Raw genomic sequence first — 25,435 nt, 5'->3', positions numbered from 1 at the left:
TCTTGGGGGGATGGGCAGCCCTCAATAGCCCTAAATTGTGAACTCGTGTCCCAAATAGACGTCGCGCACTTGGTTGTTGGCAAGGATCTCATCCGGTGCCCCGGAGGCGATGATGTGCCCCTCGCTGACGATGTAGGAGATTTCACAGATATCGAGGGTTTCGCGAACGTTGTGATCGGTGATAAGAACGCCGATACCCCGGTCTCGCAGGTGGCGAATGATCTGCTTGATATCGTTGACGGATATCGGGTCGACGCCGGCAAAAGGCTCGTCGAGCAGGACAAACGCCGGGTTCGTCGCCAGGGCCCGCGCTATCTCCACCCGGCGCCGCTCTCCGCCGGAGAGGGCCATGCCGAGACTGTCCCGGATGTGCTGGATGTTGAACTCGTTCAGCAGGGCTTCCAGTTGCTCATGGCGCTGTGCCCGATTCAGGTCTTTGCGGGTTTCGAGGATGGCGAGGATGTTGTCCTTTACCGTCAGGCGCCGGAAAACCGACGCTTCCTGCGGCAGGTAGCCGATCCCCTTGCGCGCACGGCCGTGCATCGACAGGCCGGTGATATCTTCGTCATCGATGAGCACCTGGCCCGCATCGGCCTGCACCAGGCCGGCAATCATGTAAAAGCAGGTGGTTTTGCCTGCGCCATTCGGTCCCAGCAGGCCGACGACCTGGCCGCTGCTGACACTGACAGATACGTCCTGGACGACTTTGCGCTTCTTGTATTGCTTGGCGAGGTGTAACGCTTTGAGCGTCGGCATAGTCACTTCCGAAATTCAGTCGGCTGGGGAAAGCCTGGATTATTCTTGCGCTGCTGGTGGCGGGGCTATTGCCCATTGTCCGCGTTGTCCGCGGGCTTGCTTTCCGGCTTCCAGATCATTTCCACACGCTCTTTGTCGGAGCGGCCCTGGGCCTTCATTTGCTCGCTTTTCAGGTCGTAGTCAATGCGCTCGGCAGACAATGTATTGCCGTCGCGGTCAATATCCGCGGCTCCGGTCAGTTGCAGGGCATCATTGCCGACCAGGAACTCAATGCGCTTGGCGCGCGCCTTTACCGGGTTGGTATTGGCTTCCACCTGCTGCTGGAAGTGTGCCGGGCTTCCGGTTGCCACCACTTTTTCAATCTCACCCTGGGCGTTGCCAAAGACCTCTACCCGGTTTGCGCGAATTTGCAGGGAACCCTGGGAGATGACCACATTGCCGCTGTAGACGGTGATGTTTTTACTGCGATTGGCTTCCAGCTTGTCTGCAGAAACCTTGATGGGCTGCTCGCGGTCGTTTGGCAGTGCCAGTGCCTGAGTGCTGAGCAGCAGACCGGCGATCAGAGCTGTAAAGGCGGTTCTTATCAAATCAGCGGGGTTCATAACTGCTTTCCACATCAGACAGTATCTCTACTTTGTCCTGTTTGAGATCGGCGCGCATGCCCTTGCCGGTGGTTCGGTTGGCGCCGTCGGTAATGGTAACAACTTTGTCGGTTTCGGCGAATTCTTCACGGGGTTTGAGCACGATTTTTTCGGTGCGCAGCGCAATGCCCGGTTGTGGTAGCTCGGTTACGGTGACATCGCCGGTTAATACCACTCGCTGACCGTTGTTGAAGGCGACGCCCGAGCGGGACTCGGTGCGCCACTTGGAGTCTTTGCCCTGGTAGAAAATCATTCGCGGCTCGGTCAGGTCTGCACGATCCCGGCGTTCAAACTGGAAGAACGTGATACGCTTGGCGTCAACCTGATAGGCGAGGGTGCCCTCTGCGCTATAGTGCCGGGTCCGGGCATCCCGAATCACCAGGTCCGCGGCCTTGTTTTGCTGCTGCGGAGTCGGCGTTTTCCCAAGCAGCTGCTCAGGTGGGCTCTCTGCGAACCAGAGTCCGAGCGATATGAGGGTAACCACGATGACGAGTGGCAGCCAGGTGCGCATGTGCGATCACTTCCTTATAAAGTGCAAGGTATCTTAGTCGGTACTAGGTGTCGGGTTAGCTGGCGGTAGACTATTTTGCCAGGTAGGGCGCCAGGGCTGAGTCGAATGTACCCTGGGCCTGCATGATCCGGTCGCAGACCTCGCGCACGGCACCTTCCCCTCCCTGCTTGCTGGTAACCCACAGGGCGCGCTCCAGAACCGGTGGCGCCGCATTGGGGACGGCAATGGGGCATCCCACCCGGGTCATCAGCTGCAGGTCTGGGTAGTCGTCACCAACGTAGGCGACACTTTCCAGGTCTACATTCTCTTCAGCAAACAATTCCTGGAATGCCATGTATTTGTCTTCACGTCCCTGGATCAAGCGGGTGATACCCAGGTCGTGTGCGCGCTTTTCCACCACACTACTGCGTCTGCCGGTAATGATCGCAACGCCAACACCGGACTTCTGCAGCATCTTTATGCCGTGGCCATCCAGGGTGTGGAACGTTTTGAGCTCATTGCCATGGTTGTCGAAATAGAGCTTTCCGTCGGTCAGAACACCGTCGACATCAAGAACCAGATAGCGAACCTGTGCCAGCTTTCGTTGAATTTTTTCTTCCAGGCTCACGCTGAGACTCCTGTGTAACTCACGGGTTTCGGTGTTGTTTAGTTTATTGCGACTTTCGCTCGGTGATCGGGTGGTTCAGATGACACCCGCGCGCAAGATATCGTGCATATGGAGAAGCCCAACCGGATGGTGCTCCGGGTCTTCCACGACCAGGGCGGTAATCTTGTTGTCTTCCATGATGCGGAGGGCTTCGGCCGCGAGCGTCTCCGCGCTGACTGTTTTCGGTCGGCGACTCATGACCTGTTCCATCGTCGCCTTGTCGAGTTCGACTTTCTGGTCGATCACCCGGCGCAGGTCGCCATCGGTGAATACGCCCATGAGTTCACCCTTTGCTCCGACGACGGTGGTCATACCGAACCCTTTGCTGGTCATCTCCAGCAGTGCCTTTGACAGCAGGGTGTCCGGGGCGACTTGTGGCAGTTCGTCTCCGGCGTGCATGACATCCTCTACCTTCAGTAGCAGCTGTCTACCGAGCGCACCACCGGGGTGGGAGAACGCGAAATCCTCGGCGGTGAAGCCCCGGGCCTCAAGCAGTGCGACCGCCAGCGCGTCCCCCATTACGAGGGTTACGGTGGTGGATGAGGTTGGAGCCAGGTTAAGCGGGCAAGCCTCAGTATCGACGGCGATGTCTAGGTTGACGTCGGCGGACTGGGCCAGCGGCGAGTCAGGCTTGCCGGTCATGCTGATCATCGGGATCCCGAGCCGTTTGAGCAGGGGGAGGAGGGTGAGTACTTCCGCCGAGCTGCCCGAATTGGATATGGTGATGACGAGATCCTGCCGCGTGATCATGCCCAGGTCGCCATGGCTCGCTTCCCCGGGGTGCACGAAGAAGCTTGGCGTGCCGGTACTGGCGAGCGTGGCGGCAATTTTGCGCCCTATATGGCCGGATTTCCCCATGCCAGAGACGATCACGCGCCCCTGGCAGGCGAGAATCAGTTCGCACGCCCTGAGGAAGCTGTCGTCGATACGGGCTTCCAAAGCCGCGACTGCTGCGGTTTCCATGGCAACGGTTCTGCGACCGGCCTGCAATATCAGATCTTTACCCATTGGATAGCTCAATTCGTGGGGTTCCGGATTGCCAACAGTGTAGAAACCCTGTTGGCACTGCTCACTTATATCGGAAGAGGTGGCATGCCTCTAATTCACGTGTCCGGATGACATGCTAATCTTTCTATACTGTTGCGGGTTTAGAGGCGACGACCTGCTCGGCCAGCCGTTGATCCTCCCGCAGTACCGGTTTGCTCGGGATACAGGCACCGGCGACTCTGGCGGGCAGCGATTGAATAGCCTGCTCAGGTGGTCTCTGCCTGCGGCGCGCTCGCATTCGTGGCGCGCTTTCAGGTGAGGTCGCGGTATTGAGATTGGGATCCCGCTTGTCCGGAGCGCCGCCATGGTATAGTTTGCCGCCGCCATTGTCAGCTATCGGGTCAGAAGGATCGCACCGGCGATCAATTTTAACCGTCAGCATGATATTTCGGCGTCGCCGTGACACTTTTTTGTGTTGTGCGTATCCAATGGACGAATTGCCAATGGGAGATATTTTGTGAGCGTACTCACTTTGCCTGTCAAATCCACCGTATTCAGTTCAATCAGATGGCTGATGGCGGCATGTTTAATCGCCTTCTGGGCGCCCGTAGCGAGCGCGAATCAGAATCCCTACTCGATGATCGAGGGGGTCTCCAATGAACTCCTGGGGGTGATTCGTGCCAACGGTCAGTATCTGAACTCGAACCCCCAGCGCTACTACGGATCCGTAGACAAGGTGCTGGAGCCTGTAGTGGACTTTGATTTCATTGCGCGGGGCGTGATGGGCCGTTATGCCAAGGAAGCGACACCTGCCCAGCGGGCCAAGTTTGTCAGTGCCTTCCGTCGCGACCTGGTGGCGACATTTGCCCGCGGTGTTGCGACTTTTGGCGATCTTGATGTCAAAGTGGTTAATCCGGGATCCGCTCCCAGTGGCAACCGTGTCAACGTGCTGCAGGAAGTCCGCAGTAATGAGGGCCTGACCAAGGTTTCCTACACCCTGGTGCGCAATCGCAGCGGTCAGTGGAAATTGATCAATGTGATCCTCAACGGGGTAAACCTCGGCAAAACCTTCCGCGGTCAATTCTCCCAGGCCATGCAGGCAAATGGTGGCGATATCGATAAAGTCATCGCCAACTGGTCTGCGGCAGACAAGGTCGCCGACAGCGCGAACTAATCCCCGGCGCAGCCACGCGCATTATGCGTGGCTGCGCCTGCGCGGTGAATCCAGTACACTTGCGCGCTATTTTCAAATCGAACCAAATTCCCGCCTATGCAACCAGATCAAATCAAAGCCCTCATTGAAGGGGAGATTCCCGGCAGTCAGGTCGAAGTCGCCTTTGAGGGCAGCCACCTCTTGCTGACCGTGGTGAGCGAAGCCTTTGCCGGGCTGAGCCGCCTGAAAAAACAGCAGCTGGTTTACGGAGCACTCTCCGACAAAATCGCTGACGGTACTCTGCACGCCGTGCAGATGAAGACCCTCACCCCCGAAGAAGCAGGTCAGTGATCGCTGCCACAACTGGACATCAGATTGAATGGATAAGCTGATTATCGAAGGGGGTAGCCCCATTTCCGGAACATTGAAGATTTCCGGAGCCAAAAATTCCGCGTTGCCGATTCTGGCGGCCACGCTCCTGGCCGACGGGCCGGTTCAGATTCACAACCTGCCGCACCTGAACGATATCACCACCATGATCACGCTGCTGCGCTGCATGGGCACCGAGATCACGATTGACGAAAAGCTCGGGGTTGAAATCGACCCGCGTTCGGTCAACGAGCTCACCGCGCCCTACGAGCTGGTGAAAACCATGCGCGCGTCGATTCTGGTGCTGGGTCCTTTGCTGGCCCGCCACGGTGTTGCCAATGTTTCATTCCCGGGCGGCTGCGCAATTGGTAGCCGACCGGTAGATATCCACCTGAAAGGCCTTGAGGCGATGGGTGCGGAAATTACCATCGACGAGGGGTTTATTCGCGCGCGCAGTAACGGTCGCCTGAAAGGCGCCAATATCGTGATGGAGAAGGTCACCGTCGGTGGAACCGAGAACCTTCTGATGGCCGCCGCCCTGGCTGAAGGTACTACGGTATTGCACAACGCTGCCCGGGAGCCGGAAATTGTCGACCTGGCGGATTTCCTGATTGCCATGGGTGCGCAAATCGAGGGTGCGGGCACCGATACCATTCGGGTACACGGTGTAGATCGCCTGCTGCCGTGCAGCTACTCCGTCATGCCGGATCGGATTGAGACCGGTACCTTCCTGGCTGCGGCTGCAGCGGCGCGGGGCAAAGTGCGGTTGACGCACACCCGTGCCGACATACTCGATGCGGTGCTTGCCAAGTTCGAGGAAGCGGGGGCACACCTGAGTATTGGTGATGGCTGGATCGAGCTCGACATGAAGGGCAACCGGCCCAAAGCCGTGAGCTTCCGCACAGCGCCCTATCCTGCGTTTCCGACCGATATGCAGTCTCAGTTCATGGCCATGAATGCGGTTGCAGAGGGTAAAGGCACGGTTGTTGAAACCATTTTTGAAAACCGCCTGATTCAGGTGCATGAGCTTAACCGCATGGGGGCGAATATCGTTCTCGAAGGTAATACTGCGATTGTTTCCGGCGTGGAGCGGTTGAAGGGAGCACCGGTCATGGCGTCGGATTTGCGCGCTTCGGCCGGGCTGGTGATTGCCGGTATGGTGGCCGAAGGAACTACCATCGTCGACCGGATCTATCACATCGACCGCGGCTACGAATGTATCGAAGAGAAGCTGCGCCAGATCGGTGCCAGTATTCACCGCGTCCCAGGATAAGTAATCTAGCGCTGCGAGTGTAATCGCCGCATGCATTGTCAAAGAAACTGAGCCGTTTTCTGGTACCGGGAGGACTGCCTGCCCATTCTCCCGGTATGGAACACCCTATAAAAAGCGGCGGGATAGCCGCTTCAACTAAACAATAGTAGTTGCCATGCAGATCACCATTGCTCTGACCAAGGGGAGAATCCTCAAGGAGACATTGCCGCTTCTGGCGGCGGCCGGTCTCGAGCCCCTGGAAGATATCGCCAAAAGCCGCAAACTGATATTCCCGACCAATCAAGAACATGTCCGCCTGTTGATTCTGCGTGGCTCTGATGTCCCAACCTATGTGCAGCATGGTGCTGCGGATATGGGAGTTGCAGGCAAAGACAACCTTCTCGAGCACGACGATAGCAATATCTATGAGCCTCTTGACCTGGGTATTGCCCGCTGTCGTCTGATGACTGCCGGTATCCGCGGGGCGGAGCTGCCCCGTGGCCGGATCAAGGTGGCGACCAAGTTTGTGCGTTCGGCAAAGCGCTACTATGCGGCACAGGGGCGCCAGGCCGATATCATCAAGCTGTATGGCGCAATGGAACTGGCTCCGCTGATGGATCTCGCAGATGAGATTGTGGATATTGTCGATACCGGTAATACGCTCAAGGCCAATGGCCTGGAAGCCCGGGAAAAAATTGCGGATATCAGCAGTCGTCTGATCGTGAACAAGGCCTCCATGAAAATGAAGTATGGCCCGATCAACGAATTGATCGAGCAGTTGGCGGCGGCAGTCAAAGCACGCGTTTAGTTTTCACGGGGGAAGAGTCATGAATACAGTTTCCATTCGTCGTCTCGACGCCAGTAAGCCGGGGTTTGAAGCGGAGCTGGGCAAGCTGTTGGCCTGGGAGTCGGTATCCGATGCCCAGGTGGCAACCGCGGTAACTGAGATCCTGTCGCAGGTCAGAAGCCGGGGCGATGCTGCGCTGATTGAATATACGAACCGCTTTGATCGCCGGAACCTGCAGGCAGCAGGAGAATTTTGTCTGGGTGCGGATGAGTTGAAACAGGCCCTGGAGCGCATTTCCCCTGAGAGTCGGGTGGCTCTGGAGACCGCGGCGGCACGTGTCCGTAGCTACCACGAGCACCAGGTGCAGGAATCGTGGCGATACTCCGAGGCGGATGGCACTGTTCTGGGGCAGCAGGTCACCCCGATGGAGCGAGTGGGTATATACGTGCCCGGTGGTAAGGCCAGCTATCCCTCATCAGTGCTGATGAATGCGATCCCGGCAAAAGTCGCCGGGGTTGATCTGGTGGCAATGGTGGTGCCTGCTCCCGACGGCCTGCTGAGCGACCTGGTGCTGGCCGCAGCGGCGATTGCGGGCGTGGATCAGGTCTATACCGTGGGTGGCGCGCAGGCAGTCGCCGCCCTGGCCTATGGCACTGAGACCATTCCGCGGGTGGACAAGATTGTGGGCCCCGGCAATATTTACGTGGCTACCGCCAAGCGCGCCGTATTTGGGCAGGTTGCAATCGATATGATTGCCGGGCCTTCCGAAATCCTTGTCATTTGTGATGGGAAAACGGATCCCGACTGGATCGCGATGGATCTCCTGTCCCAGGCGGAGCATGACGAGCAGGCGCAGTCGGTGTTGCTGTGTCCGAGTGCCGATTACCTGGATGCTGTCGAGGCGTCGCTCGGGAAGTTACTGGCGGACCTGCCGCGAGAGGCTATTGCTCGCCAATCTCTGCAGGATCGGGGAGCCCTGATTCAGGTCGCGGATATTGAACAGGCGATCGAAGTGGCCAATCGCATTGCGCCCGAGCACCTGGAGGTTTCTGTGGATAACCCAGAGCAGTACCTGCCGAGCATCCGCCATGCGGGGGCTATCTTTCTTGGGCGCCATACGGCGGAGGCGCTCGGTGATTACTGCGCTGGACCAAACCACGTACTTCCGACGAGTGGTACTGCGCGTTTTTCGTCTCCGTTGGGTGTTTATGACTTCCAGAAGCGGAGTTCGATTATCTACTGCTCCCAGCAGGGCGCCGATACTCTTGGTTCAGTCGCATCGATACTGGCGAAAGGTGAGGGGCTTGAAGCTCACGCGCGATCAGCAGAATACCGCGTAACAGAAAAAGCCTGAGCCATTTCCCTGAGATTCAGTCGGCAGGTGACGGAATTTTTGTCGCCTGCCAGGCTACTGCCTGCCACTCGCCACTGCGCTTGCTGAAAGTTCCGGTGTTGAAATACCGCGACTTGGAGGTGTTGGAAGTATCGCTTTGGTTGCTCTCTGTTGCGACCAGCTCAAACGCCACCACGGCGAAATCCCCGTAAAGGCGAATATCCGTATTCTCCGCATGGTACTTTACGGCTGCGGTGTCAGTGCCTGTACCAACCTCCGGTTCAGCCTGTGTCGCAAGCATGCCCTCGATGATTTCCTTTTTCCCGAACCGCTTGCCTGTGGAGCTGGTGTAGACCAGGTCGCTTGACCAGAAACGCTGGTGTACCTCAACGTCGGCGGCACCGTCCAGGAAACCATTGAGCAATAGCTGCAGATCTGCCTGGTCGTCGCTGTATGCGGCAGTGCTCCATGCTGAGAGCACGAGAAGGCAGGCGATGTACTTTCGCGAAATCCAGTGTTGCATGGCATTCAATCCCTTCGCTTGTGTCTGCTTCAGGTTTTCTCTCGAGGGCGGGGCTGCTCGGAAACCGTCGCCTCGGTGTTGTGCACCTGACTGCTGCGGATGTAGGTAATCGTTACGGTTTCCCCGGGGCGAAGGGTCGCCATGGCCGCAATGCCATGTTCGCCGTCATTGATCGGGTCGCCGTTGATATGGGTGATGACGTCACCCGGCTGCAGTCCCGCCAGGTGAGCGGGACCGTTGTTGTAAATGGCGGTAACAATGACCCCGTTGGTGGAGGGCAGGTGAAATGCGCGCGCCAGATTTGGGTTTACCGTGCGAGCCTCGATCCCGAGCCAGCCGGGCACAACGCGACCGTACTCAATGATGTCCCGCATCACTTTCAGTGCGATATTGGCGGGGATGGCGAAGCTGATACCGCCGGTATAGTCGCGCCCTTCAACCACTGTGGTGTTTATGCCCAGTAGTTTGCCATAGGCATCGACCAGAGCGCCGCCAGAATTACCGGGGTTAATGGCTGCGTCGGTTTGCAGAAAGCTCTGCGGGTAACTGCCTTCGCGGGTATTGCTGATGTCCCGGCCGGTTGCGCTAATAATGCCCTGGGTGACCGACTGTCCCACACCAAATGGATTGCCGATGGCGAGTACTACATCGCCTACCTGGGCTCTTTCCGGGTCACCCACCTCAATCGCGGTAAGGTTCGGCAGGTCAATCTTCAGCACGGCCAGGTCAAAATTGGCGTCGGAACCGACCGGGGTGGCCTGGGCCTCCCTGCCGTCCGCAAGTACTACGGCAATTTCTTCCGCACCTGCGGTGACGTGGTAATTGGTGAGGATATAGCCCTTTGTATCCACGATGACCCCGGAACCCAGGCTCGGCTGGTTGCGCTCTTTCTGGTAGCGGCGGAAAAGCGGGTGGTTGGACAGGGGGTGATTGGAAAGCGGATCCTGCTTGCGCGTATAGATGTTTACGACGGCAGGAGCCGCGGAGTTCACGGCTCGCGCGTAAGACACGGGGCCCTGCAGTTCACTGGAGGGGGGCGAGGAGTGCTGTGGGCCGCGCAATTGCGGTACTGCCAATAGCAGGCCTGCTGCGACAATAAGCCCGATGGCACCTGGTATGGCCCAGTCGTGCAGGAAGCGTTGTAATGACACCAGATACTCCTTTCCCGATTTGGGGTCATTATACGCCTTTCGGGAATAGAGTCCTTAACAAGGAGTCTAAAGGGTCAACTGCATGACGCTTGGTGCGACGGGCATTATCCGTATAATGTGCGCCTTTCTATTCCAAATGGACTGAACGAGTTTTCAGGAGTTGCACATGTCTCTGGTACGCCCGCACGGCAGTGAAGAACTGCAGCCCCGCTTTGTCTACGACAGCGAGCGGCATCATCAACTGATTCACGAGGCAGAATCCCTGCCTTCAATTGTGGTCAGCTCCGCGGCCGCCGCCAACGCGGTGATGCTGGGGGCGGGCTACTTCAACCCGCTGCAAGGCTATATGAATGTGGCCGACGCAGTGAGTGTTGCGGAATCCCTGCACACCACCGACGGCCTGTTCTGGCCGGTTCCGGTTGTGAACATGGTGGAAGATGTATCCGCTATTGAGGGCGCCAAGCGTATCGCTTTGCGTGACCCTAACGTTGAGGGCAACCCTGTGCTCGCAGTGATGGATGTCGAGGCAATCGAGACATTCAGCGATGCACAGATGAGCACCATCGTAGAGCAGGTTTACGGCACTCTGGATGATAACCACCCGGGCGTGGCTACGTTCAAAGCGGCAGGCCGCCACGTAATTTCTGGTTCTATTGAGGTGCTCAACTTCAGCTACTTCCAGGCTGACTTCCCGGACACTTTCCGTACTGCGGTAGAGATCCGCAATGAGTTTGCCGAGCATGGCTGGAGCAAAGTTGTTGCCTTCCAGACGCGCAACCCGATGCACCGCGCACACGAAGAGCTTTGCAAAATGGCTCTGGATGCGGTTGGGGCGGATGGCGTCCTTATTCATATGCTGCTGGGTAAACTGAAAGCTGGCGACATTCCGGCGCCAGTGCGTGATGCAGCCATTCGCAAAATGGTTGAAGAGTACTTCCCGAAGAACACCGTAATGGTGACTGGCTATGGCTTCGACATGCTGTATGCCGGCCCGCGGGAGGCCGTTCTCCACGCCCTGTTCCGTCAGAACTGTGGCTGCAGCCACCTGATTGTTGGCCGTGACCACGCAGGCGTTGGCGATTACTACGGTGCTTTTGATGCGCAGACCATCTTCGACGAGAAGGTGCCGGCCGGTGCTCTGGAGATCGAGATTTTCCGTGCGGATCACACCGCCTACTCGAAGAAATTGAATAAAGTGGTGATGATGCGCGATGTGCCGGATCACACTAAAGACGACTTTATTCTGCTTTCCGGTACCAAAGTTCGTGAGATGCTGGGCAATGGCATTGCGCCGCCTCCGGAATTCTCGCGCCCGGAAGTTGCGCAGATTCTGATGGATTACTACCAGAGCCTGTAACAAGCTTGGGTTGCATGCCCGGGTTCGGGTGAAAAAAAAGCGGGGCCCTGAGGCCCCGCTTTTTTTTGGATCTTTTCTGAATCCGGCCGCCTTGCCGGGTGGCTAGCGGCTTGCGACCTCTTCGCGCGGTGCGATTGGGTCCTTTTCCAGGCCGAATTCTTCAGACAGCGTCCCTTTTTCTCCGGGCGCTTTGGGCGCCCAATCTCTGGGTGGCAGTACGCTCAGGTTTTCATGGCTGTCACTCAGTTCGCCGCTGCCAGCTTCAAGCATCTGGCGGCCAATGTCCTGGTTGGACAGGCGAATCGCGCTATTGGCGAGATACTCGTGCACCTCGCGGTAGCTCTGGGTGAGGTTGTGAACAAGTTGGGCTGTCTGGTCAAAATGCTCATTCACCTGCTGCTGGAAGTCCTCCAGTTTGGTGTTGGCTTCCTTCAGGCTTAGCTCCAGTTCCTGCGTGCGGTCAGCATTCTGGCGGTTGCGGGTTGCCAGAAACGCGAGCAGGGCGCCGGCGGCAAGCCCCAAAACGCCCACCAGAATCAATACCGATGTAGAGTGCACAATTACTTCCTCCTCAAATAGATAGTGGCACCGGCCTTCCGTGACGGTGACCTTATTATACGCAAAAGCCGACGCAGCGCCGTGTTCGACTTTTATGTCAAATCGTGACGGATTTGCTAAAGTGCGCGCCTTTGGGGGCGGCAATGTTCGCGTTAGTGCCGACACGACGCCAGCGATGCCATATAGGGTAGTTTTACAGGCGCAGCCATGCAGCAGGAAATTCCACTTTCTCCACGACAACGCTATGAACGGGACCTGAAGCGTCCGGACTTTATTGCCGACGCGGCGCAGCGTTTGGCTGTGGAAGAATTGCAGGATCTTTATATTCGATTGTTGCAATCCGGCGGCCCGAAAGGGTGGTTGGGCGGATTGCGCTCCCTTTTTGGTGCGGCGCCTAAGCCAGAAAAGGGGTTGTATTTCTGGGGTGGGGTAGGTCGCGGCAAAACCTATCTGATGGATGCATTTTTTGAGTCGCTGCCGTTTGAGCAAAAAATGCGCACACACTTCCACCGCTTTATGCGCGAAGTCCATCAGCAGTTAAAGGCGCTCGCGGGGGAGAAAAACCCACTGGATAAAGTGGCTGATCAGATTGCCGGCCGGGCGCGCGTACTGTGTTTTGATGAGTTCTTCGTTTCAGATATTACAGATGCCATGATTCTGGGGAGTCTGTTGCAGGCGCTATTTGAGCGCGGGGTGACGCTTGTTGCCACATCAAACATTGTCCCGGACGGTTTGTACCGGGATGGTTTGCAGCGAGCCCGTTTTCTCCCGGCGATCGACCAGCTCAAAGAGCATACTAAGGTAGTCAATGTGGACAGTGGCGTGGATTACCGGTTGCGAGCCCTGGAAATGGCCGAGCTCTACCACTGTCCGCTGGATGCAGGTGCGAACATCAGTCTTGCGCGCAGCTTTGATGCCCTCATCGTTGAGGGGAGTGAGGTGCGTGAGCAGGTACCCCTGGATATCGAGGGGCGCAGCATCCTGGCAGCGAAAGTGGCGGATGACGTAGCCTGGTTCGAGTTCAGGGAGCTGTGTGATGGGCCCCGTTCGCAGAACGACTACATCGAGCTTGCCCGCGAGTTCCATACCGTGCTGTTGGCCAATGTGCCGCAGTTTGATGAGCGCGCGGAAAGTCAGGCGCGCCGATTCATCAATCTGGTGGATGAGTTTTATGACCGTTGCGTCAAATTGGTTATTTCTGCTGCGGAGCCCCTGGATACCCTCTATGCCGGGCGCCACTTGAGGTTCGAGTTTGAGCGAACCAAGAGTCGCCTGCAGGAAATGCAGTCCCGGGAATATCTGGCCCGGGGCCATCGTCCGGAATAAGGTAATTATCCGGATCCGGTTGGTCAGATATTGTGCGGTTTTGCGCTTGAAAAGCGCTGGGCGCTTATGTAGTATTCGCGCTCTTTTGTGGGACGGCCCATGAATGGGTCATATACAGGTGTTTTATAACATGAAGACTTACAGTGCCAAGCCGGAAGCGGTAACTCGCGACTGGTACATTGTTGACGCTGCGGACAAGACTCTCGGTCGCATTTCTGCCGAGATTGCTCACCGCCTGCGTGGCAAGCACAAGCCTGAATATACGCCCCACGTGGACACCGGCGATTACATCGTTGTGATCAATGCCGAGAAGGTTCGCGTGACCGGCAACAAGGCTAAAGCCAAAATCTACCACAGCCACTCTGGCTATCCTGGTGGTCTGAAATCCATCAGCTTTGAGAAGCTGATCGACAAGGCGCCCGAGCGCACCATTCAAAGTGCAGTGAAAGGCATGCTTCCGAAAGGCCCTCTGGGTCGCGCCATGTTCAAGAAACTGAAGGTGTATAAAGGTAGCGAGCATCCTCACGCGGCTCAGCAGCCGATTGAACTGTCGATCTAAACGGAAAGCATTCTCATGGCAACTACTCAATATTACGGTACCGGCCGCCGCAAGACCTCCACTGCTCGTGTATTTATTCAGCAGGGTGAAGGTAACATCAGCGTTAACGGTCGCACTCTGGACGAATACTTCGGCCGCGAAGTGGCTCGCATGATCGTGCGTCAGCCGCTGGAACTGGTCGATATGACTGAAAAATTTGACATCAACGTCACCGTTAAGGGTGGTGGTTCTTTTGGTCAGGCGGGTGCTATCCGTCACGGCCTGACCCGCGCCCTGATGCAGTATGACGAGTCCCTGCGTCAGCCGCTGCGTGCAGCTGGTTACGTGACTCGCGATGCGCGTGCCGTTGAGCGGAAGAAAGTCGGTCTGCGCAAGGCGCGTAAGAAGCCGCAATTCTCCAAGCGTTAATCGGTTTTATACCTTTTTTCTTGCCCGGCTTCATGCCGGGCTTTTTTTTGTCTGTCTGTGCAAGTTGAAAGGGGAAGGCGCGAGTTTGCCTGTATAGTTGGGGCGCTCGTCGGGTTGCCTGGCGTTCCCTCGGGGTTCCGCCTTGTATCAAATTGGCATTTTCTTTAACATTGCGCGAATTTCTATCCGCTTGCACTTGGGGTTTGGCCGCATTGTTCTATGGTCAAGCGAGCGGGGCAGATGTCGGGGAGTTTCTGTTTTAAGTCTATAGTCTGTGGTTGTTGTCAGGTTCAGCCACGGTGTTTGCTTTGCTTTGTTTCCGGTTTGTGACCGGTTTTAGGGCAAGTTTCACTTTTTGCAATGCTGCGCACGTTTGCCCCTAAATGGCGGCGCGACACAATTGCTGAGGCTTAGCGGCAGAATATCACCAGTTTTCTTTGGGTTTGGGCCAGCTGGTCCCGGTTTTACCGGGGGATGCTGTGATGGGAGAACTACGTCATGAGTGATGACGGTGTAAATGTAGGGCGTCGCCGGTTTCTGACCGCAGCCACCTCCGTGGTGGGTGGTGCAGGCGCAGTCGGGATAGCGGTACCTTTTGTCGCCTCCTGGAATCCGAGTGCCAAGGCTAAGGCCGCTGGCGCACCAGTAAAATACAACATCAGTAAGCTTGAGCCGGGCCAGATGGTCACTGTTGAGTGGCGTGGCAAGCCGGTTTACGTGGTGCGACGCACCCAGGAAGCCCTGGAAAACCTTGTCAAGGTTGACCCTTTCCTGCGCGATCCTAAGTCGGCGGAGTCCAAGCAGCCGGAGTACGTTGACGCGGAAAACCGCGCAATCAAGCCCCAGCTTCTGGTGCTCGTAGGCCTGTGTACGCACCTGGGCTGCGCACCCATGTTCCGTCCGGAAGTAGGTGCTGCCGATCTGGGTGGTGATGAGTGGATGGGTGGCTTCTTCTGCCCCTGCCACGGTTCAAAATACGATATGGCTGGCCGCGTCTACAAAGGCGTACCGGCGCCGACCAATCTCGATGTGCCGCCTTACTCCTATGAAGGTGACGACATAATCGTAATCGGTGTTGATCAGGAGGGCAGCGCATGAACTGGCTAACCGCATTGGGAGACTGGGTTGATCAGCGCCTGCCGATATATCGGGCGTGGGATACCCACATGGGCAAGTACTACGCGCCCAAGAACTTCAACGTCTGGTACTTCTTCGGCGTCCTGTCGATGCTGGTACTGGCGAACCAGCTGCTGACCGGCATCTGGCTGGTCATGAGCTTCAACCCGTCCGCAGATGGCGCTTTCGCCTCTGTTGAATACATCATGCGCGATGTGGATTGGGGCTGGTTGATTCGCTACCTGCATTCCACCGGTGCATCGGCCTTCTTTGTGGTGGTTTACCTGCACATGTTCCGCGGTCTGATGTACGGCTCTTACAAGCCGCCGCGCGAGCTGGTGTGGATCTTCGGGATGTGCATTTACCTCGTGCTGATGGCGGAAGCCTTCATGGGTTACGTGCTGCCGTGGGGCCAGATGTCCTACTGGGGTGCGCAGGTAATCGTGTCCCTGTTCGGTGCTATTCCCGGTATCGGTGAAGATCTGGTGCAGTGGATTCGCGGTGACTACCTGATTTCTGGTATTACTCTGACCCGCTTCTTCTCCTTGCATGTGATTGCCCTGCCGCTGGTGCTGGTGCTTCTGGTTGTTCTGCATATCCTGGCGCTGCACGAAGTGGGTTCCAACAACCCGGATGGCATCGAGATCAAGAAAAACAAGGACGAAAACGGCATTCCGCTGGATGGTGTACCGTTCCACCCTTACTACACAGTTCACGATCTCGTGGGCGTGGCAGTTTTCCTGTTCGCCTTCTGTGCGGTGGTGTTCTTCTTCCCGGAAATGGGCGGTTTCTTCCTCGAATATGCAAACTTTGAAGAAGCTAACCCGTTGAAAACGCCCGAGCATATTGCGCCCGTTTGGTACTTCACGCCGTTCTATGCTGTTCTGCGTGCGGTGACCATGGATATAGGTCCGCTGACTGCGAAGTTCCTTGGTCTTGTTGCCATGGGCGCGGCAATTGCGGTTCTGTTTGTCCTGCCCTGGCTCGACAAGAGCCCGGTGAGATCCATTCGTTACAAGGGCTGGCTGCCGAAAGTGCTGTTGCTGGTATTTGCAGCGGTGTTCATTGTTCTGGGCTACCTGGGTGTGAAGTCGCCGACTCCAGGACGTAACTTCCTGGCGCAGGTTGCTACCCTGTTCTACTTCGCGTTCTTTTTGACCATGCCAATCTGGTCCAACCCGACGTCCCGCAAGGGTGTCGCGTCCTGGATCGTGAGCGGTGTGTTCGCGCTGCTGTTCCTGTGGATGGCTGCCGTGAACTGGAAAGCGAGCCTGTTCGTGACTGGGCTGTCCCTGCTGTTCACTGCATTCTTTGCGGCTCTGCCCTGGCTGACCAGTCGTGACGTGGTTCACCCAGAGCCCAAGCGTGTGACTACGCCCTCTGGCGGCAAGGCGTTTGGTCTGCTGGTTGGTGGCTTTATCGCAGTCTTCCTGATGGCTTTCGTGCCGATCAAGGCAGTTGGCGCCGAGAGCGGCGTCGAGCTGGATCACATTAATATCGATCTGAACGACAAGCCTTCCCTGCAGCGTGGTGCGAAATATTTCGTCAACTACTGTATGGGTTGCCACAGTGCCAATTTCTCCCGCTGGGAGAGGGTTGCCACGGATCTGGAGATTCCCAACGAGCTGATGTTGCAGAACCTGGTACTGGGTGATGACAAAATCGGCGACTTGATGGAAATTTCGATGAAACCCGAGGATTCCAAGGTCTGGTTCGGCGCTACCCCGCCGGATCTGACACTTGTTGCCCGGGCTCGCTCTCCAGAGTGGTTGTACACTTATCTGCGTAGCTTCTACAAAGACGAAAGCCGCCCGACCGGTGTCAACAACAAGGTGTTCCCGAATGTGGGCATGCCGCATGTGCTGATGGAACTTCAGGGCTTGCCTGAGTGTGCTCCGGGCCCGAAGCGTGATCATGGGCACGTGGTGCGCGACGAGCTGGGCAATCCGATCATGGATGCCAACTGCGGAAGCCTGCAGGTGAATAAAGTGAAGGGCTCCATGACTGATGTGGAGTATGACCAGGCGGTTTTTGATCTGGTGAACTTCATGGAGTACATCGCCGAGCCGATGGCAGAAACCCGTAAGCGTATCGGTTTCTACGTGCTGGCGTTCATTCTGGTGTTCTTCATCTTCGCCTGGTTGCTGAATCGCGAGTACTGGAAAGGCATTCATCACTAAGCGACAGTAGAACCAGTAAATCGGGTGGTGGGCTGCCGGGCATACCGGGCCAAGCTCTACCGCCCGTTTTCTATTTTTGAATGATGGCCGGCAATCGTGCCGGTACAGTAGATCGAGGTAGTTACACAATGGGTGTGCCGACCAACAAGCGCTCCTCTATGACCTTCTTTTCAGATGGTCGTTGCCATTTCAGCCACCGCGTGCGCATTGTGCTCGCAGAAAAAGGTGTTTCCGTCGATATCATCGACGTCGATCCGGATGACAAGCCTGCCGAGTTGGCGGATCTCAACCCCTACAACTCATTGCCTACCCTGGTCGACCGTGAACTTGTTTTGTTTGAAACCAAGGTAATGATGGAATACCTTGATGAGCGGTTCCCCCACCCGCCGTTGTTGCCGGTTTATCCGGTGGCCCGTGCACAGAGTCGCCAGATCATGTACCGTATCGAGCGAGACTGGTGCCCGCTTGTGGATAAGATCCTGGCTGGAGGCAAAGATGCGGCGGCGGCTCGCAAAGAGCTGCGTGATAGCCTCGTAGGTATCGCACCAATGTTTACCGATCTGCCTTACTTCTTTAACGAGGAGTTTTCCCTCGTTGATTGCTGTATGGCCCCGCTGCTGTGGCGTCTGGAGCAACTGGAAATTGCTCTGCCGAAGACTAAACAAGCCAAGCCACTGTTGGACTACATGGATCGACTCTTCGCGCGCGAAGCTTTCCAGCAGAGCCTGACCGAGTACGAGCGCGAAATGCGCTCCTGAGGTGCTGATTGAACAAGCCACCGATGACATCCAATCGCCCGTATCTGCTGCGGGCATTTTATGAATGGATTACGGACAACAAATGTACGCCTTATTTACTGGTGGACACGCACCTTCCGGGAGTGCTGGTGCCGCAACAGCATGTAAATGAGGATGGGCAGATTGTTCTCAATGTGTCTGAGTCCGCGGTGGCGGGGCTGACAATGGATAACTATGCAATCCGTTTCAGCGCCCGTTTTGGAGGTGTGCCGACCGACATCCAGGTACCGGTTGGCGCGGTTGTGGGGATTTATGCCCGGGAAAACGGGCAGGGTATGGTCTTCGAGCCGGAGGATACCCCCGAACCCCCGGAACCGACACCTCCGACCACATTGAAAAAGCCTTCCAAGAAGCCGTCTTTGCGCGTGGTCAAGTAATCCTGTCGATTGAGGGAGGAGACCTCCTCCCTTGATCTTTCTCCTGTGTATCCCACACCGTTTCCCTCTTACACCCAAGCAATGCCGTGATCAGGTAAAAACTGACGCCTTAATCCTGTTCTTCATTGGTGAATTCCCCTGAGCCTTCCGATACTGCAAGCAAGCCGTACTTTGGAGGGAGCTGTGTGAAATTATTGAGCCACACCATCGGAATATTTACCAACCCGGATAAAGAGTGGCAGGCCATTCGGTCTGACAAGCACTCCTTTCTGCAGGTTTTTTTCAGCCATGTACCCATTCTTGCCCTGATTCCCTGCGTAGCGGGGTACATTGGCGTTACGGTATTCGGTTTTACTCTGGGTGGGCACACCGCCAGACTCACGCCGGGCAGTGCTGCAGCACTGGCCGTAGTCACCTATATTGCGCTGCTGACCGGTATCTACCTGCTAGGGGAGTTCATTAACTGGATGGCCAAGGCTTACGGTGTGGAGGGCGATGAACCGACCCGGCATTATGAGGGGACGGCGCTCGCGGTCTTCGTGACCACGCCGGTTCTCCTTGCTGGCATCGTATTGCTCTACCCACACCTTTGGCTGGTGGTGACGGTTATGGGGTTGGCGGGGGCTTATACGGTCTACCTTATCTACGAGGGGATTCCCATTCTCATGAACATGAGCAAGGAGAGGGCCTTTCTCTATGCTGGTGCGGTATTGACGGTAGGCCTGGTGATGGTGGTCACGATGCTGGTGTGTTCGGTGATCATCTGGACCATGGGTATAGGCCCGGTCTATCAGAGTTGATTGCCGGGCTCTGTGAGTGGCGGAGCCGCTGTTCCGATGCTCTGAAGCCAGGATCCCAAAGCAGTACAGCGAAAACAGCCCGCGCAGTCGCGGGCTTTTTCATGGGCGATGGATCGGTTTGGCTCACTCAGAGGTTGAGCGCCATTTCCCCAGTCGTTTGCCGGTGGCCAAGCCCGGGCGGAATCATCGGTGGCATCGGGCAATCCAGGCTATCCGCAACGGCGCGCAGGAGTTCCAGCGCCCGCGGCGAGATGTCATTGTCGTGCGCGAGGGTGATTGCCATGGCTTTCAGTAGTACCGGCTTCTTCAGCGGGGCCAGGGTTTTGGCTATCGCAAGTGCCTTGTCCAGCCTCTGCAGGAGAATGTCGCTTTTGGCAGGAAGCGGCGTGATGGCCAGCTCAAGCGCTTTTAGTCCCCGGTCATAGGCGCGCTTGGCTGGGAGGTACTCGCCATTGCTCGTGTGTGCCATGGCGGCGATCAGATACCGGCTCGCATCACTGGTGGCGTTCGGCGCACTACTGAGGCGCTGTCGATCCGGCCTGCTTTCCAGCGCATGTATCAATACGCGATACAGGGCCCATTCCCAAATGTCCACGCGTGCATCGCTGCGCAACAGTTTGATCAGGTTGCGCTTGAACACCTGATATTGCTGTGGGGCCAGCTCCTTCAGTGCGGGGACGCAGAGGTCGAGCAGTGGCAACCGGCAGGCCTCATCCATTTTCTCGATAGCCGGCAAGTACTGGCGCAGCGCCCGCATAACGGCCGGGTGTGCGATCTGCTCAAGCAAGCGCATCTGCGTTGCCCGCTGTTCGGGATGCATAAGCAGGGCATACACAATAGCCCGGGCAGAAAACGGGTCGTGGGCTGCGTCACGCAGCGCTGAAGGGGTTTTGGCAAGGAGTTGCTGTCCCAACGCGCATTCAGAACCGGTGGGGTTGCCAATGCGGTTGTCGATCACATCGATCAATGCTTCACACTTCACGGATCCGGCTGTGACAACAGCTTGCGAATGGGCGCTGATAACCCTGTGATCTTGCGTGGCTCCTGCTTCCAGCTTCGTTTTCATGTGGGCTGCAGCGGCCGGATCAGAATGCCGCTCGTCGCGCCAGGCGGGGTCAATACGCAGAATGCGCTGGCGGATCGGGGGGTGTGTAGAGAGCATTGCTGCAAGTGATGGCCCCACGCCATTGGCAAAAAACATATGGCTGAACTCCGCAGCCCGGCCGGCGGAAATTCTGGTACCGGCCCCGTAGCCGGCAATTTTTTTCAGCGCGCTGGCAAGCCCGTGACTATTGCGGGTGTACTGCACGGCTGAGGCATCAGCCAGGTACTCCCGCTGCCTGCTGACAGCCGACTTGATCAAGTTGCCAAACAAGGTTCCTGTATAGCCGATTACTATCAGGCCGGCGCCGATCAATGCGGTGATGGGAAATCCGCGGCGTCTTCTCCCGCCGGACCAGCTGGCTCCGTTGATCAACCACTGGCCGGCGAGGCCGATAATCAGTATTCCGTGAAGAAGCCCGACGAGTCGGATGTTCAGGCGCATATCACCGTTGAATATATGGCTGAACTCGTGGGCGATGACACCCTGCAGCTCGTCGCGGCTCAATTGTTCTATGCTCCCCCGGGTGAGTCCAATGACGGCATCAGTGGATTGGTAACCGGCGGCAAACGCATTGATAGACGGGTCATCCAATACATAGACATCGGGTACTGGGGTGCCCGAGGCAATCGCCATTTCTTCCACTACATTCAGGGCGCGCTGTTCACTGGCGTCCCTCGGGGTCGTATTTATTTTTCGACCGCCCAGTGATTCAGCGACGGCGCGTCCGCCGTCGGCGAGCTGGTGCCTCTTGTACAGGGTGGCGATGGCAATTACTGCACTGATAAAAGTCGCGATTCCTGCGACGGTCTCCCAGCCAATGAGCAACCCGCCAGTGTCAAAAGTGAGCGACTCTCCTCTGGATAGCCTGAGGACCGCTGTAGTAAAAAGTGTTGTGATGGCGATCAGGCCCAAAACAGCAGTGCCAAACAGAGTTACCAGCAGGGCTGTGTTTCTGCGGGCTTTACTCTGATATTCGAAAAAGTTCATGACAAATCCTTTCAGAACTCAATGCGCGGTGCCGCCTGAAATGCCTCGGAGTCCGCAAATTCCAGTAACTTGCCGTTCTCCCGGTGCCCAAAGAAGCCTGCGAACAATACGGGGGGAAAGCTCTGCCTGAAAATGTTGTAGGTCATTACGGCGTCGTTGAACGCCTGGCGGGCGAAGGCGACTTTGTTTTCTGTGGTGGTCAGTGCTTCGGTCAATTGCTGAATGTTCTGGTTACTCTTGAGCTCGGGATAGGCTTCCACCACGATATTCAGCTTTCCGAGTGCGCTACCCAAAGCACCTTCGGCATCACCCAGCTTCGCAATTGCAGCGGCTGAGCCCGGATTATTGGCCGCTGCTTTCAAACCTGCGATGGCAGCGTTGCGTGCATTGATAACCGCTTCCAGGGTTTCCCGTTCGTGTTTCAGATATCCTTTTGCCGTTTCGACCAGGTTCGGAATCAGGTCATATCGGCGTTTCAGCTGTACTTCGATTTGCGCGAAAGCATTTTCGTAGCGATGCTTGAGTGTCACCAGTCGGTTGTAAATGCTGATTACATAGAAAAATAACGCGGCTAAAGCGACGAGCCAGGCAATCGTAGTCATGTCCATACCCAGGGCCTCGATGGAACGGTAAAAAAATGGGGCAGTGAAAATGGATGGTCGCATGGGATACTATCACGGGCGCCGGCTGCGGCGAGTGTGGAGCGCTCCTGTACGCCTAAAGGCGGATAGGCGCTGCCAATCCCCGTTCGGGTATAATCCGCAGCCGTAATGATGATGAGAAGCCGCCAGGCAGTCAGGCTGCGGCAAAGAGCAGAATTCGGAGTAATCCTATGACTAATAAAATATCTGACCCGGTGGTCATCGTTGGTTTTTCGCGTACGCCTATGGGTGCTATGCAGGGCTCGCTGTCCGCAATGAGCGCCCCGGAACTGGGCGCAGTGGCGATACGAGCGGCTCTGGCGGATGCGGGAGTGGGAGCTGCCGATGTCGATGAAGTGTTGATGGGGTGCGTGCTGCCGGCTGGTGTTGGCCAGGCCCCGGCTCGCCAGGCGGCACTTGGCGCAGGTATTCCGGAGAGCGTACCGACCACAACGGTAAATAAAGTGTGCGGTTCAGGGATGAAGACCGTGATGATGGCCCGCAACGCTCTGCTTGCCGGCGATGCCAAAGTAATTGTCGCGGGCGGCATGGAGAGCATGAGTAATGCCCCATACCTGCTGCCTAAAGCGCGCTCAGGCATGCGCCTGGGGCATGGCCAGGTGCAGGATCACATGTTTACCGATGGCCTTGAAAATGCCTATGACGGCCAGCTCATGGGCAATTTTGCCGAGAGTACGGCAGACAAGTACGGATTTACCCGCGAAGAGCAGGATGCATTTGCTCTGGAGTCTCTGGCTCGCGCCAATGCTGCGATTGAAAGTGGTGCTTTCGCGCGGGAAATCGCGCCGGTAACCGTGAGCAGCCGAAAAGGGGACGTTGAGGTTTCTGTGGACGAAGCGCCGGGTAGCGCCCGTCCGGACAAGATCCCGCAGTTGAAACCAGCATTTCGCAAAGACGGAACCGTTACCGCGGCGAACGCAAGCTCTATTTCTGATGGCGCTGCGGCGCTGGTACTGATGCTGGCAAGCGAAGCTGAAGCCCGTGGTTTGAAAGTGCTCGCTACCCTGCGCGCGCAGACTCAGCATGCCCACGAGCCGGAGTGGTTTACCACTGCGCCAGTTGGAGCAATGAAGAAGGTTCTGGAAAATGCCGGTTGGGCGGCAGACGATGTCGATCTGTTTGAAATTAACGAAGCCTTCGCGGTGGTCACGATGGCTGCGATGCGCGATCTGGCGCTGCCCCATAACAAAGTGAACGTGAATGGTGGCGCTTGTGCGCTGGGGCATCCGCTGGGTGCAAGTGGTGCGCGCGTGATCGTAACCCTGCTGGCGGCGCTGGAAAATCGCAACCTGAAGAAAGGTGTGGCGAGTCTGTGTATTGGTGGCGGTGAAGCGACCGCGGTGGCGATCGAGCGCCCCTGATACTGGCCGGCACGAGCGAATGGCCGCTGTTATGGCGGCCCAATAAAAACGGAGGCTAAGCCTCCGTTTTTATTGGGGTATTACTCTTGGCTATTGCCGGGTTACCTCAGTCGATATATTCAACGGCCTTGACCACTTTCTGTACACCGCCAACGGTACGGGCGACTTCCGCTGCATTTTCAGCTTCCTGGCGGGTAAGCAGGCCCATCAGGTAGACCACACCGTTTTCGGTGATGATCTTGATGCGGCTACTGTCGATTTCCTTGTCGGCAAGCAGAACGCCTTTTACTTTGGCTGTCAGCCAGGTATCACTGGTGCGCGCGAGCACCGAGGTGGTTCCGCGAACCTGGATCTCGTTATACACCTGGCGCACGGAGTGCGCCTGTTGCGCGGTGCGTCCGGCCAGGTTGCGCAATTCGTTGTCCGGCACCTGGCCGGTCAACAGGATCACGCCATTGAAACTGGTTACATCAATATTGGCCGCTTTAAGGGCGGGGTGGGCTTTGCCAATGTTGACCTTGGTGATGGTTTCAAGCTGTTGATCATCGATGTAGGTGCCGAATGTGCGCTCGCCCGGATCCGGTTGAATGGGGCCATCGTGCGTGGCATCGAGAACGGTTGCGCAGCCACCGAGCAGGGCGATGGTGCAACTGGCGAGAAAAAGTTTAAGCGTTTTTCCTGTATTTAAGGCGATTTTGCTTCGCATGGTTTATTCCTCGTATCCGCCAAAAAGACTGCTGTCGATCAGGTCGCACAGGCAGAAAATGGTGAGCAGGTGTACCTGGTGCACCTCAGCGGCAACATCCGAGGGAACACTCAGCTCAATATCGTGAATATCAAGCAGGGCCGTGCAATCACTGTCGCCATCGCCGCCGGTCAGGGCGAGTACGCCCATATCGCGGTCATGGGCTGCGCGAATGGCCTGAACCAGGTTTGAGTCCCTGCCGTCGGGGCTGATGATTACCAAAAGGTCACCGGGCTGGCCAAGCGCGCGAATCTGGCGGGCATAGGACTCCGCGCGGCCATGGTTACGTGCAACCGTGCTGGTTGTAATGGCGTCGCCATTCAGTGCGATGGCGGGGAGTCCTGGGCGTTCCCGTTCAAATCCCCCGAGCAGGTGTGCACAAAAGCTTTGCGCTAGCGCGCCGCTCAGGCCGTTCCCGCAGATTAGTAGTTTGTTTTCCGCCAACAGCGTATGCACGATCATCTCGCTGGCTTCGGCAATCAAAGGGGCCAGAAGTTCACCAGCGTTCATTGTGGCTTCGATACTATGGTGAAAGAGGGTTACGACTCTCTGTTCCATCTAGTTAGTGCTGTCCTTCTGGCTGTGGCTACTGTCCAAACGCATTCTTGATCCATTCAATGTGCAGGGGGGCTGCCCCCTGCATGGGGGTGGAGTGTTGGCCTGTGTATTCGATGGCAACAACGTCAAACCGGCATGGGCAATCCAATCTTCGGTACTGCAGGTAGTTGCTGGCGGTGGCCCGGAGTTTACTCTGTTTACGCCAGTCTACGGTAACACCGGCGCCGCCAAAGCGATTATTGCGGCGAAAGCGCACTTCAACAAACACCAGAACGTCGCCATCTTTCGCAATCAGGTCTATTTCACCATACCGGCTTGAAAAATTGCGCTCGATAATTTTTAGTCCCGCTGCGCGCAAAAAATGCGCAGCGGCTTCCTCCATTTGGGAGCCAACGGCCTGCGTGTCCATAAAATTCCTTTTCTATGGAGC

29 protein-coding genes are annotated in these 25,435 nt (G+C 56.8%); 15 read left to right on the top strand and 14 right to left on the bottom strand.

The genetic code is table 11. The annotated features are described in order from the left end of the window. Nucleotides 1-30 precede the first annotated feature (30 nt). The 6 genes from lptB to ACNKU7_RS07560 form a co-directional block, all read right to left on the bottom strand. Nucleotides 31-756, bottom strand: coding sequence for an LPS export ABC transporter ATP-binding protein (gene lptB / locus ACNKU7_RS07585; protein WP_418296364.1), 726 nt, complete (start codon nt 754-756; stop codon nt 31-33). A 65-nt stretch (nt 757-821) separates the two neighbouring features. Then, nucleotides 822-1,358 (bottom strand): lipopolysaccharide transport periplasmic protein LptA, encoded by a 537-nt coding sequence (gene lptA / locus ACNKU7_RS07580; RefSeq protein ID WP_418296363.1) that lies wholly within the window; start codon nt 1,356-1,358, stop codon nt 822-824. Beyond that, nucleotides 1,345-1,908: an LPS export ABC transporter periplasmic protein LptC gene (gene lptC, locus ACNKU7_RS07575; RefSeq protein WP_418296362.1), complete on the bottom strand. Its 564-nt coding sequence runs from the start codon at nt 1,906-1,908 to the stop codon at nt 1,345-1,347. Before lptC ends, lptA begins: the two co-directional genes overlap by 14 nt. A 70-nt stretch (nt 1,909-1,978) precedes the next feature. Continuing rightward, nucleotides 1,979-2,509, bottom strand: coding sequence for a KdsC family phosphatase (locus tag ACNKU7_RS07570; RefSeq protein ID WP_418296485.1), 531 nt, complete (start codon nt 2,507-2,509; stop codon nt 1,979-1,981). 81 nt (nt 2,510-2,590) lie between these two features. Continuing rightward, complete coding sequence (locus ACNKU7_RS07565; RefSeq protein ID WP_418296361.1) at nt 2,591-3,562, bottom strand: KpsF/GutQ family sugar-phosphate isomerase; 972 nt, start codon at nt 3,560-3,562, stop codon at nt 2,591-2,593. A 124-nt stretch (nt 3,563-3,686) separates the two neighbouring features. Beyond that, entirely contained in the window at nt 3,687-3,983 is a 297-nt protein-coding gene (locus tag ACNKU7_RS07560; RefSeq protein WP_418296360.1) for a hypothetical protein, read from the bottom strand. Between the two features lie 132 nt (nt 3,984-4,115). On the opposite strand from ACNKU7_RS07560, the gene ACNKU7_RS07555 reads away from it, so the two are divergent. The 5 genes from ACNKU7_RS07555 (at nt 4,116) to hisD (ending at nt 8,456) form a co-directional block, all read left to right on the top strand. Next, nucleotides 4,116-4,715: an MlaC/ttg2D family ABC transporter substrate-binding protein gene (locus ACNKU7_RS07555; protein ID WP_418296359.1), complete on the top strand. Its 600-nt coding sequence runs from the start codon at nt 4,116-4,118 to the stop codon at nt 4,713-4,715. A gap of 96 nt (nt 4,716-4,811) precedes the next feature. After that, nucleotides 4,812-5,045, top strand: coding sequence for a BolA family protein (locus ACNKU7_RS07550; protein WP_418296358.1), 234 nt, complete (start codon nt 4,812-4,814; stop codon nt 5,043-5,045). A gap of 28 nt (nt 5,046-5,073) precedes the next feature. Continuing rightward, nucleotides 5,074-6,336: a UDP-N-acetylglucosamine 1-carboxyvinyltransferase gene (murA, locus tag ACNKU7_RS07545; protein WP_418296357.1), complete on the top strand. Its 1,263-nt coding sequence runs from the start codon at nt 5,074-5,076 to the stop codon at nt 6,334-6,336. Nucleotides 6,337-6,490: 154 nt separating this feature from the next. After that, nucleotides 6,491-7,123 (top strand): ATP phosphoribosyltransferase, encoded by a 633-nt coding sequence (gene hisG / locus ACNKU7_RS07540; RefSeq protein WP_418296356.1) that lies wholly within the window; start codon nt 6,491-6,493, stop codon nt 7,121-7,123. A 19-nt stretch (nt 7,124-7,142) separates the two neighbouring features. Then, nucleotides 7,143-8,456 carry a histidinol dehydrogenase gene (gene hisD, locus ACNKU7_RS07535; protein WP_418296355.1) on the top strand — a complete coding sequence of 438 codons (1,314 nt, stop codon included), beginning with the start codon at nt 7,143-7,145 and terminating at the stop codon, nt 8,454-8,456. Between the two features lie 16 nt (nt 8,457-8,472). Here the strand turns inward: hisD and ACNKU7_RS07530 are convergent, their stop codons facing one another. Together ACNKU7_RS07530 and ACNKU7_RS07525 are read right to left on the bottom strand one after the other, a co-directional pair. After that, entirely contained in the window at nt 8,473-8,958 is a 486-nt protein-coding gene (locus ACNKU7_RS07530; RefSeq protein WP_418296354.1) for a nuclear transport factor 2 family protein, read from the bottom strand. Between the two features lie 29 nt (nt 8,959-8,987). Further along, the gene (locus tag ACNKU7_RS07525) at nt 8,988-10,109 is read right to left on the bottom strand and encodes a S1C family serine protease (RefSeq protein ID WP_418296353.1); all 1,122 of its coding nucleotides are present in this window, start codon (nt 10,107-10,109) and stop codon (nt 8,988-8,990) included. A gap of 166 nt (nt 10,110-10,275) precedes the next feature. Here ACNKU7_RS07525 and sat point away from each other — a divergent pair, with 166 nt between their 5' ends. Further along, complete coding sequence (gene sat, locus ACNKU7_RS07520) at nt 10,276-11,466, top strand: sulfate adenylyltransferase (RefSeq protein WP_418296352.1); 1,191 nt, start codon at nt 10,276-10,278, stop codon at nt 11,464-11,466. Between the two features lie 102 nt (nt 11,467-11,568). On the opposite strand, the gene ACNKU7_RS07515 is transcribed toward sat, so the two are convergent. Next, nucleotides 11,569-12,024 carry a Z-ring associated ZapG family protein gene (locus ACNKU7_RS07515; RefSeq protein ID WP_418296351.1) on the bottom strand — a complete coding sequence of 152 codons (456 nt, stop codon included), beginning with the start codon at nt 12,022-12,024 and terminating at the stop codon, nt 11,569-11,571. A 207-nt stretch (nt 12,025-12,231) separates the two neighbouring features. Between ACNKU7_RS07515 and zapE the strand changes: the two genes are divergently transcribed. The 8 genes from zapE (at nt 12,232) to ACNKU7_RS07475 (ending at nt 19,587) form a co-directional block, all read left to right on the top strand. After that, nucleotides 12,232-13,350 carry a cell division protein ZapE gene (gene zapE, locus ACNKU7_RS07510; protein ID WP_418296350.1) on the top strand — a complete coding sequence of 373 codons (1,119 nt, stop codon included), beginning with the start codon at nt 12,232-12,234 and terminating at the stop codon, nt 13,348-13,350. A 130-nt stretch (nt 13,351-13,480) separates the two neighbouring features. Beyond that, entirely contained in the window at nt 13,481-13,909 is a 429-nt protein-coding gene (gene rplM, locus ACNKU7_RS07505; RefSeq protein WP_226665811.1) for a 50S ribosomal protein L13, read from the top strand. A gap of 15 nt (nt 13,910-13,924) precedes the next feature. Then, nucleotides 13,925-14,317 (top strand): 30S ribosomal protein S9, encoded by a 393-nt coding sequence (rpsI, locus tag ACNKU7_RS07500; protein ID WP_418296349.1) that lies wholly within the window; start codon nt 13,925-13,927, stop codon nt 14,315-14,317. Nucleotides 14,318-14,815: 498 nt separating this feature from the next. Further along, nucleotides 14,816-15,415, top strand: a complete 600-nt coding sequence (gene petA, locus ACNKU7_RS07495; protein WP_418296348.1) for a ubiquinol-cytochrome c reductase iron-sulfur subunit — start codon at nt 14,816-14,818, stop codon at nt 15,413-15,415. Continuing rightward, nucleotides 15,412-17,613 carry a ubiquinol-cytochrome c reductase gene (locus tag ACNKU7_RS07490; protein WP_418296347.1) on the top strand — a complete coding sequence of 734 codons (2,202 nt, stop codon included), beginning with the start codon at nt 15,412-15,414 and terminating at the stop codon, nt 17,611-17,613. The genes petA and ACNKU7_RS07490 overlap by 4 nt, the downstream gene beginning before the upstream one ends. Nucleotides 17,614-17,741: 128 nt before the next feature. After that, a complete protein-coding gene (locus ACNKU7_RS07485) occupies nt 17,742-18,371 on the top strand; it encodes a glutathione S-transferase N-terminal domain-containing protein (protein ID WP_226665798.1) in 630 nt (209 codons plus the stop codon). 23 nt (nt 18,372-18,394) lie between these two features. Then, nucleotides 18,395-18,787 (top strand): ClpXP protease specificity-enhancing factor, encoded by a 393-nt coding sequence (locus ACNKU7_RS07480; protein WP_418296484.1) that lies wholly within the window; start codon nt 18,395-18,397, stop codon nt 18,785-18,787. A 185-nt stretch (nt 18,788-18,972) separates the two neighbouring features. Continuing rightward, complete coding sequence (locus tag ACNKU7_RS07475; protein ID WP_418296346.1) at nt 18,973-19,587, top strand: Yip1 family protein; 615 nt, start codon at nt 18,973-18,975, stop codon at nt 19,585-19,587. Between the two features lie 127 nt (nt 19,588-19,714). Here the strand turns inward: ACNKU7_RS07475 and ACNKU7_RS07470 are convergent, their stop codons facing one another. Next, nucleotides 19,715-21,679 carry a M48 family metallopeptidase gene (locus tag ACNKU7_RS07470; protein ID WP_418296345.1) on the bottom strand — a complete coding sequence of 655 codons (1,965 nt, stop codon included), beginning with the start codon at nt 21,677-21,679 and terminating at the stop codon, nt 19,715-19,717. 11 nt (nt 21,680-21,690) lie between these two features. Continuing rightward, nucleotides 21,691-22,287, bottom strand: coding sequence for a LemA family protein (locus ACNKU7_RS07465; protein ID WP_418296483.1), 597 nt, complete (start codon nt 22,285-22,287; stop codon nt 21,691-21,693). A 236-nt stretch (nt 22,288-22,523) separates the two neighbouring features. Here ACNKU7_RS07465 and ACNKU7_RS07460 point away from each other — a divergent pair, with 236 nt between their 5' ends. Then, on the top strand, nt 22,524-23,702 hold the full coding sequence (locus tag ACNKU7_RS07460) for a thiolase family protein (protein WP_418296482.1): 1,179 nt from the start codon (nt 22,524-22,526) through the stop codon (nt 23,700-23,702). A 106-nt stretch (nt 23,703-23,808) separates the two neighbouring features. On the opposite strand, the gene ACNKU7_RS07455 is transcribed toward ACNKU7_RS07460, so the two are convergent. Genes ACNKU7_RS07455 through ACNKU7_RS07445 form a run of 3 tightly spaced genes read right to left on the bottom strand, consistent with a single transcriptional unit; the run spans nt 23,809 to nt 25,414 of the window. Beyond that, nucleotides 23,809-24,408: a BON domain-containing protein gene (locus tag ACNKU7_RS07455; protein ID WP_418296344.1), complete on the bottom strand. Its 600-nt coding sequence runs from the start codon at nt 24,406-24,408 to the stop codon at nt 23,809-23,811. Between the two features lie 3 nt (nt 24,409-24,411). Beyond that, nucleotides 24,412-25,005 (bottom strand): SIS domain-containing protein, encoded by a 594-nt coding sequence (locus ACNKU7_RS07450; protein WP_418296343.1) that lies wholly within the window; start codon nt 25,003-25,005, stop codon nt 24,412-24,414. A gap of 28 nt (nt 25,006-25,033) precedes the next feature. Then, nucleotides 25,034-25,414, bottom strand: coding sequence for a YraN family protein (locus tag ACNKU7_RS07445; protein ID WP_418296342.1), 381 nt, complete (start codon nt 25,412-25,414; stop codon nt 25,034-25,036). Between the last annotated feature and the right edge of the window lie 21 nt (nt 25,415-25,435).

Origin of the sequence: Microbulbifer weihaiensis (genome assembly GCF_048323715.1) — a bacterium.
Lineage (GTDB): Bacteria > Pseudomonadota > Gammaproteobacteria > Pseudomonadales > Cellvibrionaceae > Microbulbifer.
Note: the sequence above shows the minus strand (reverse complement) of the source record. Positions and strands in the feature narration are given on the sequence as shown.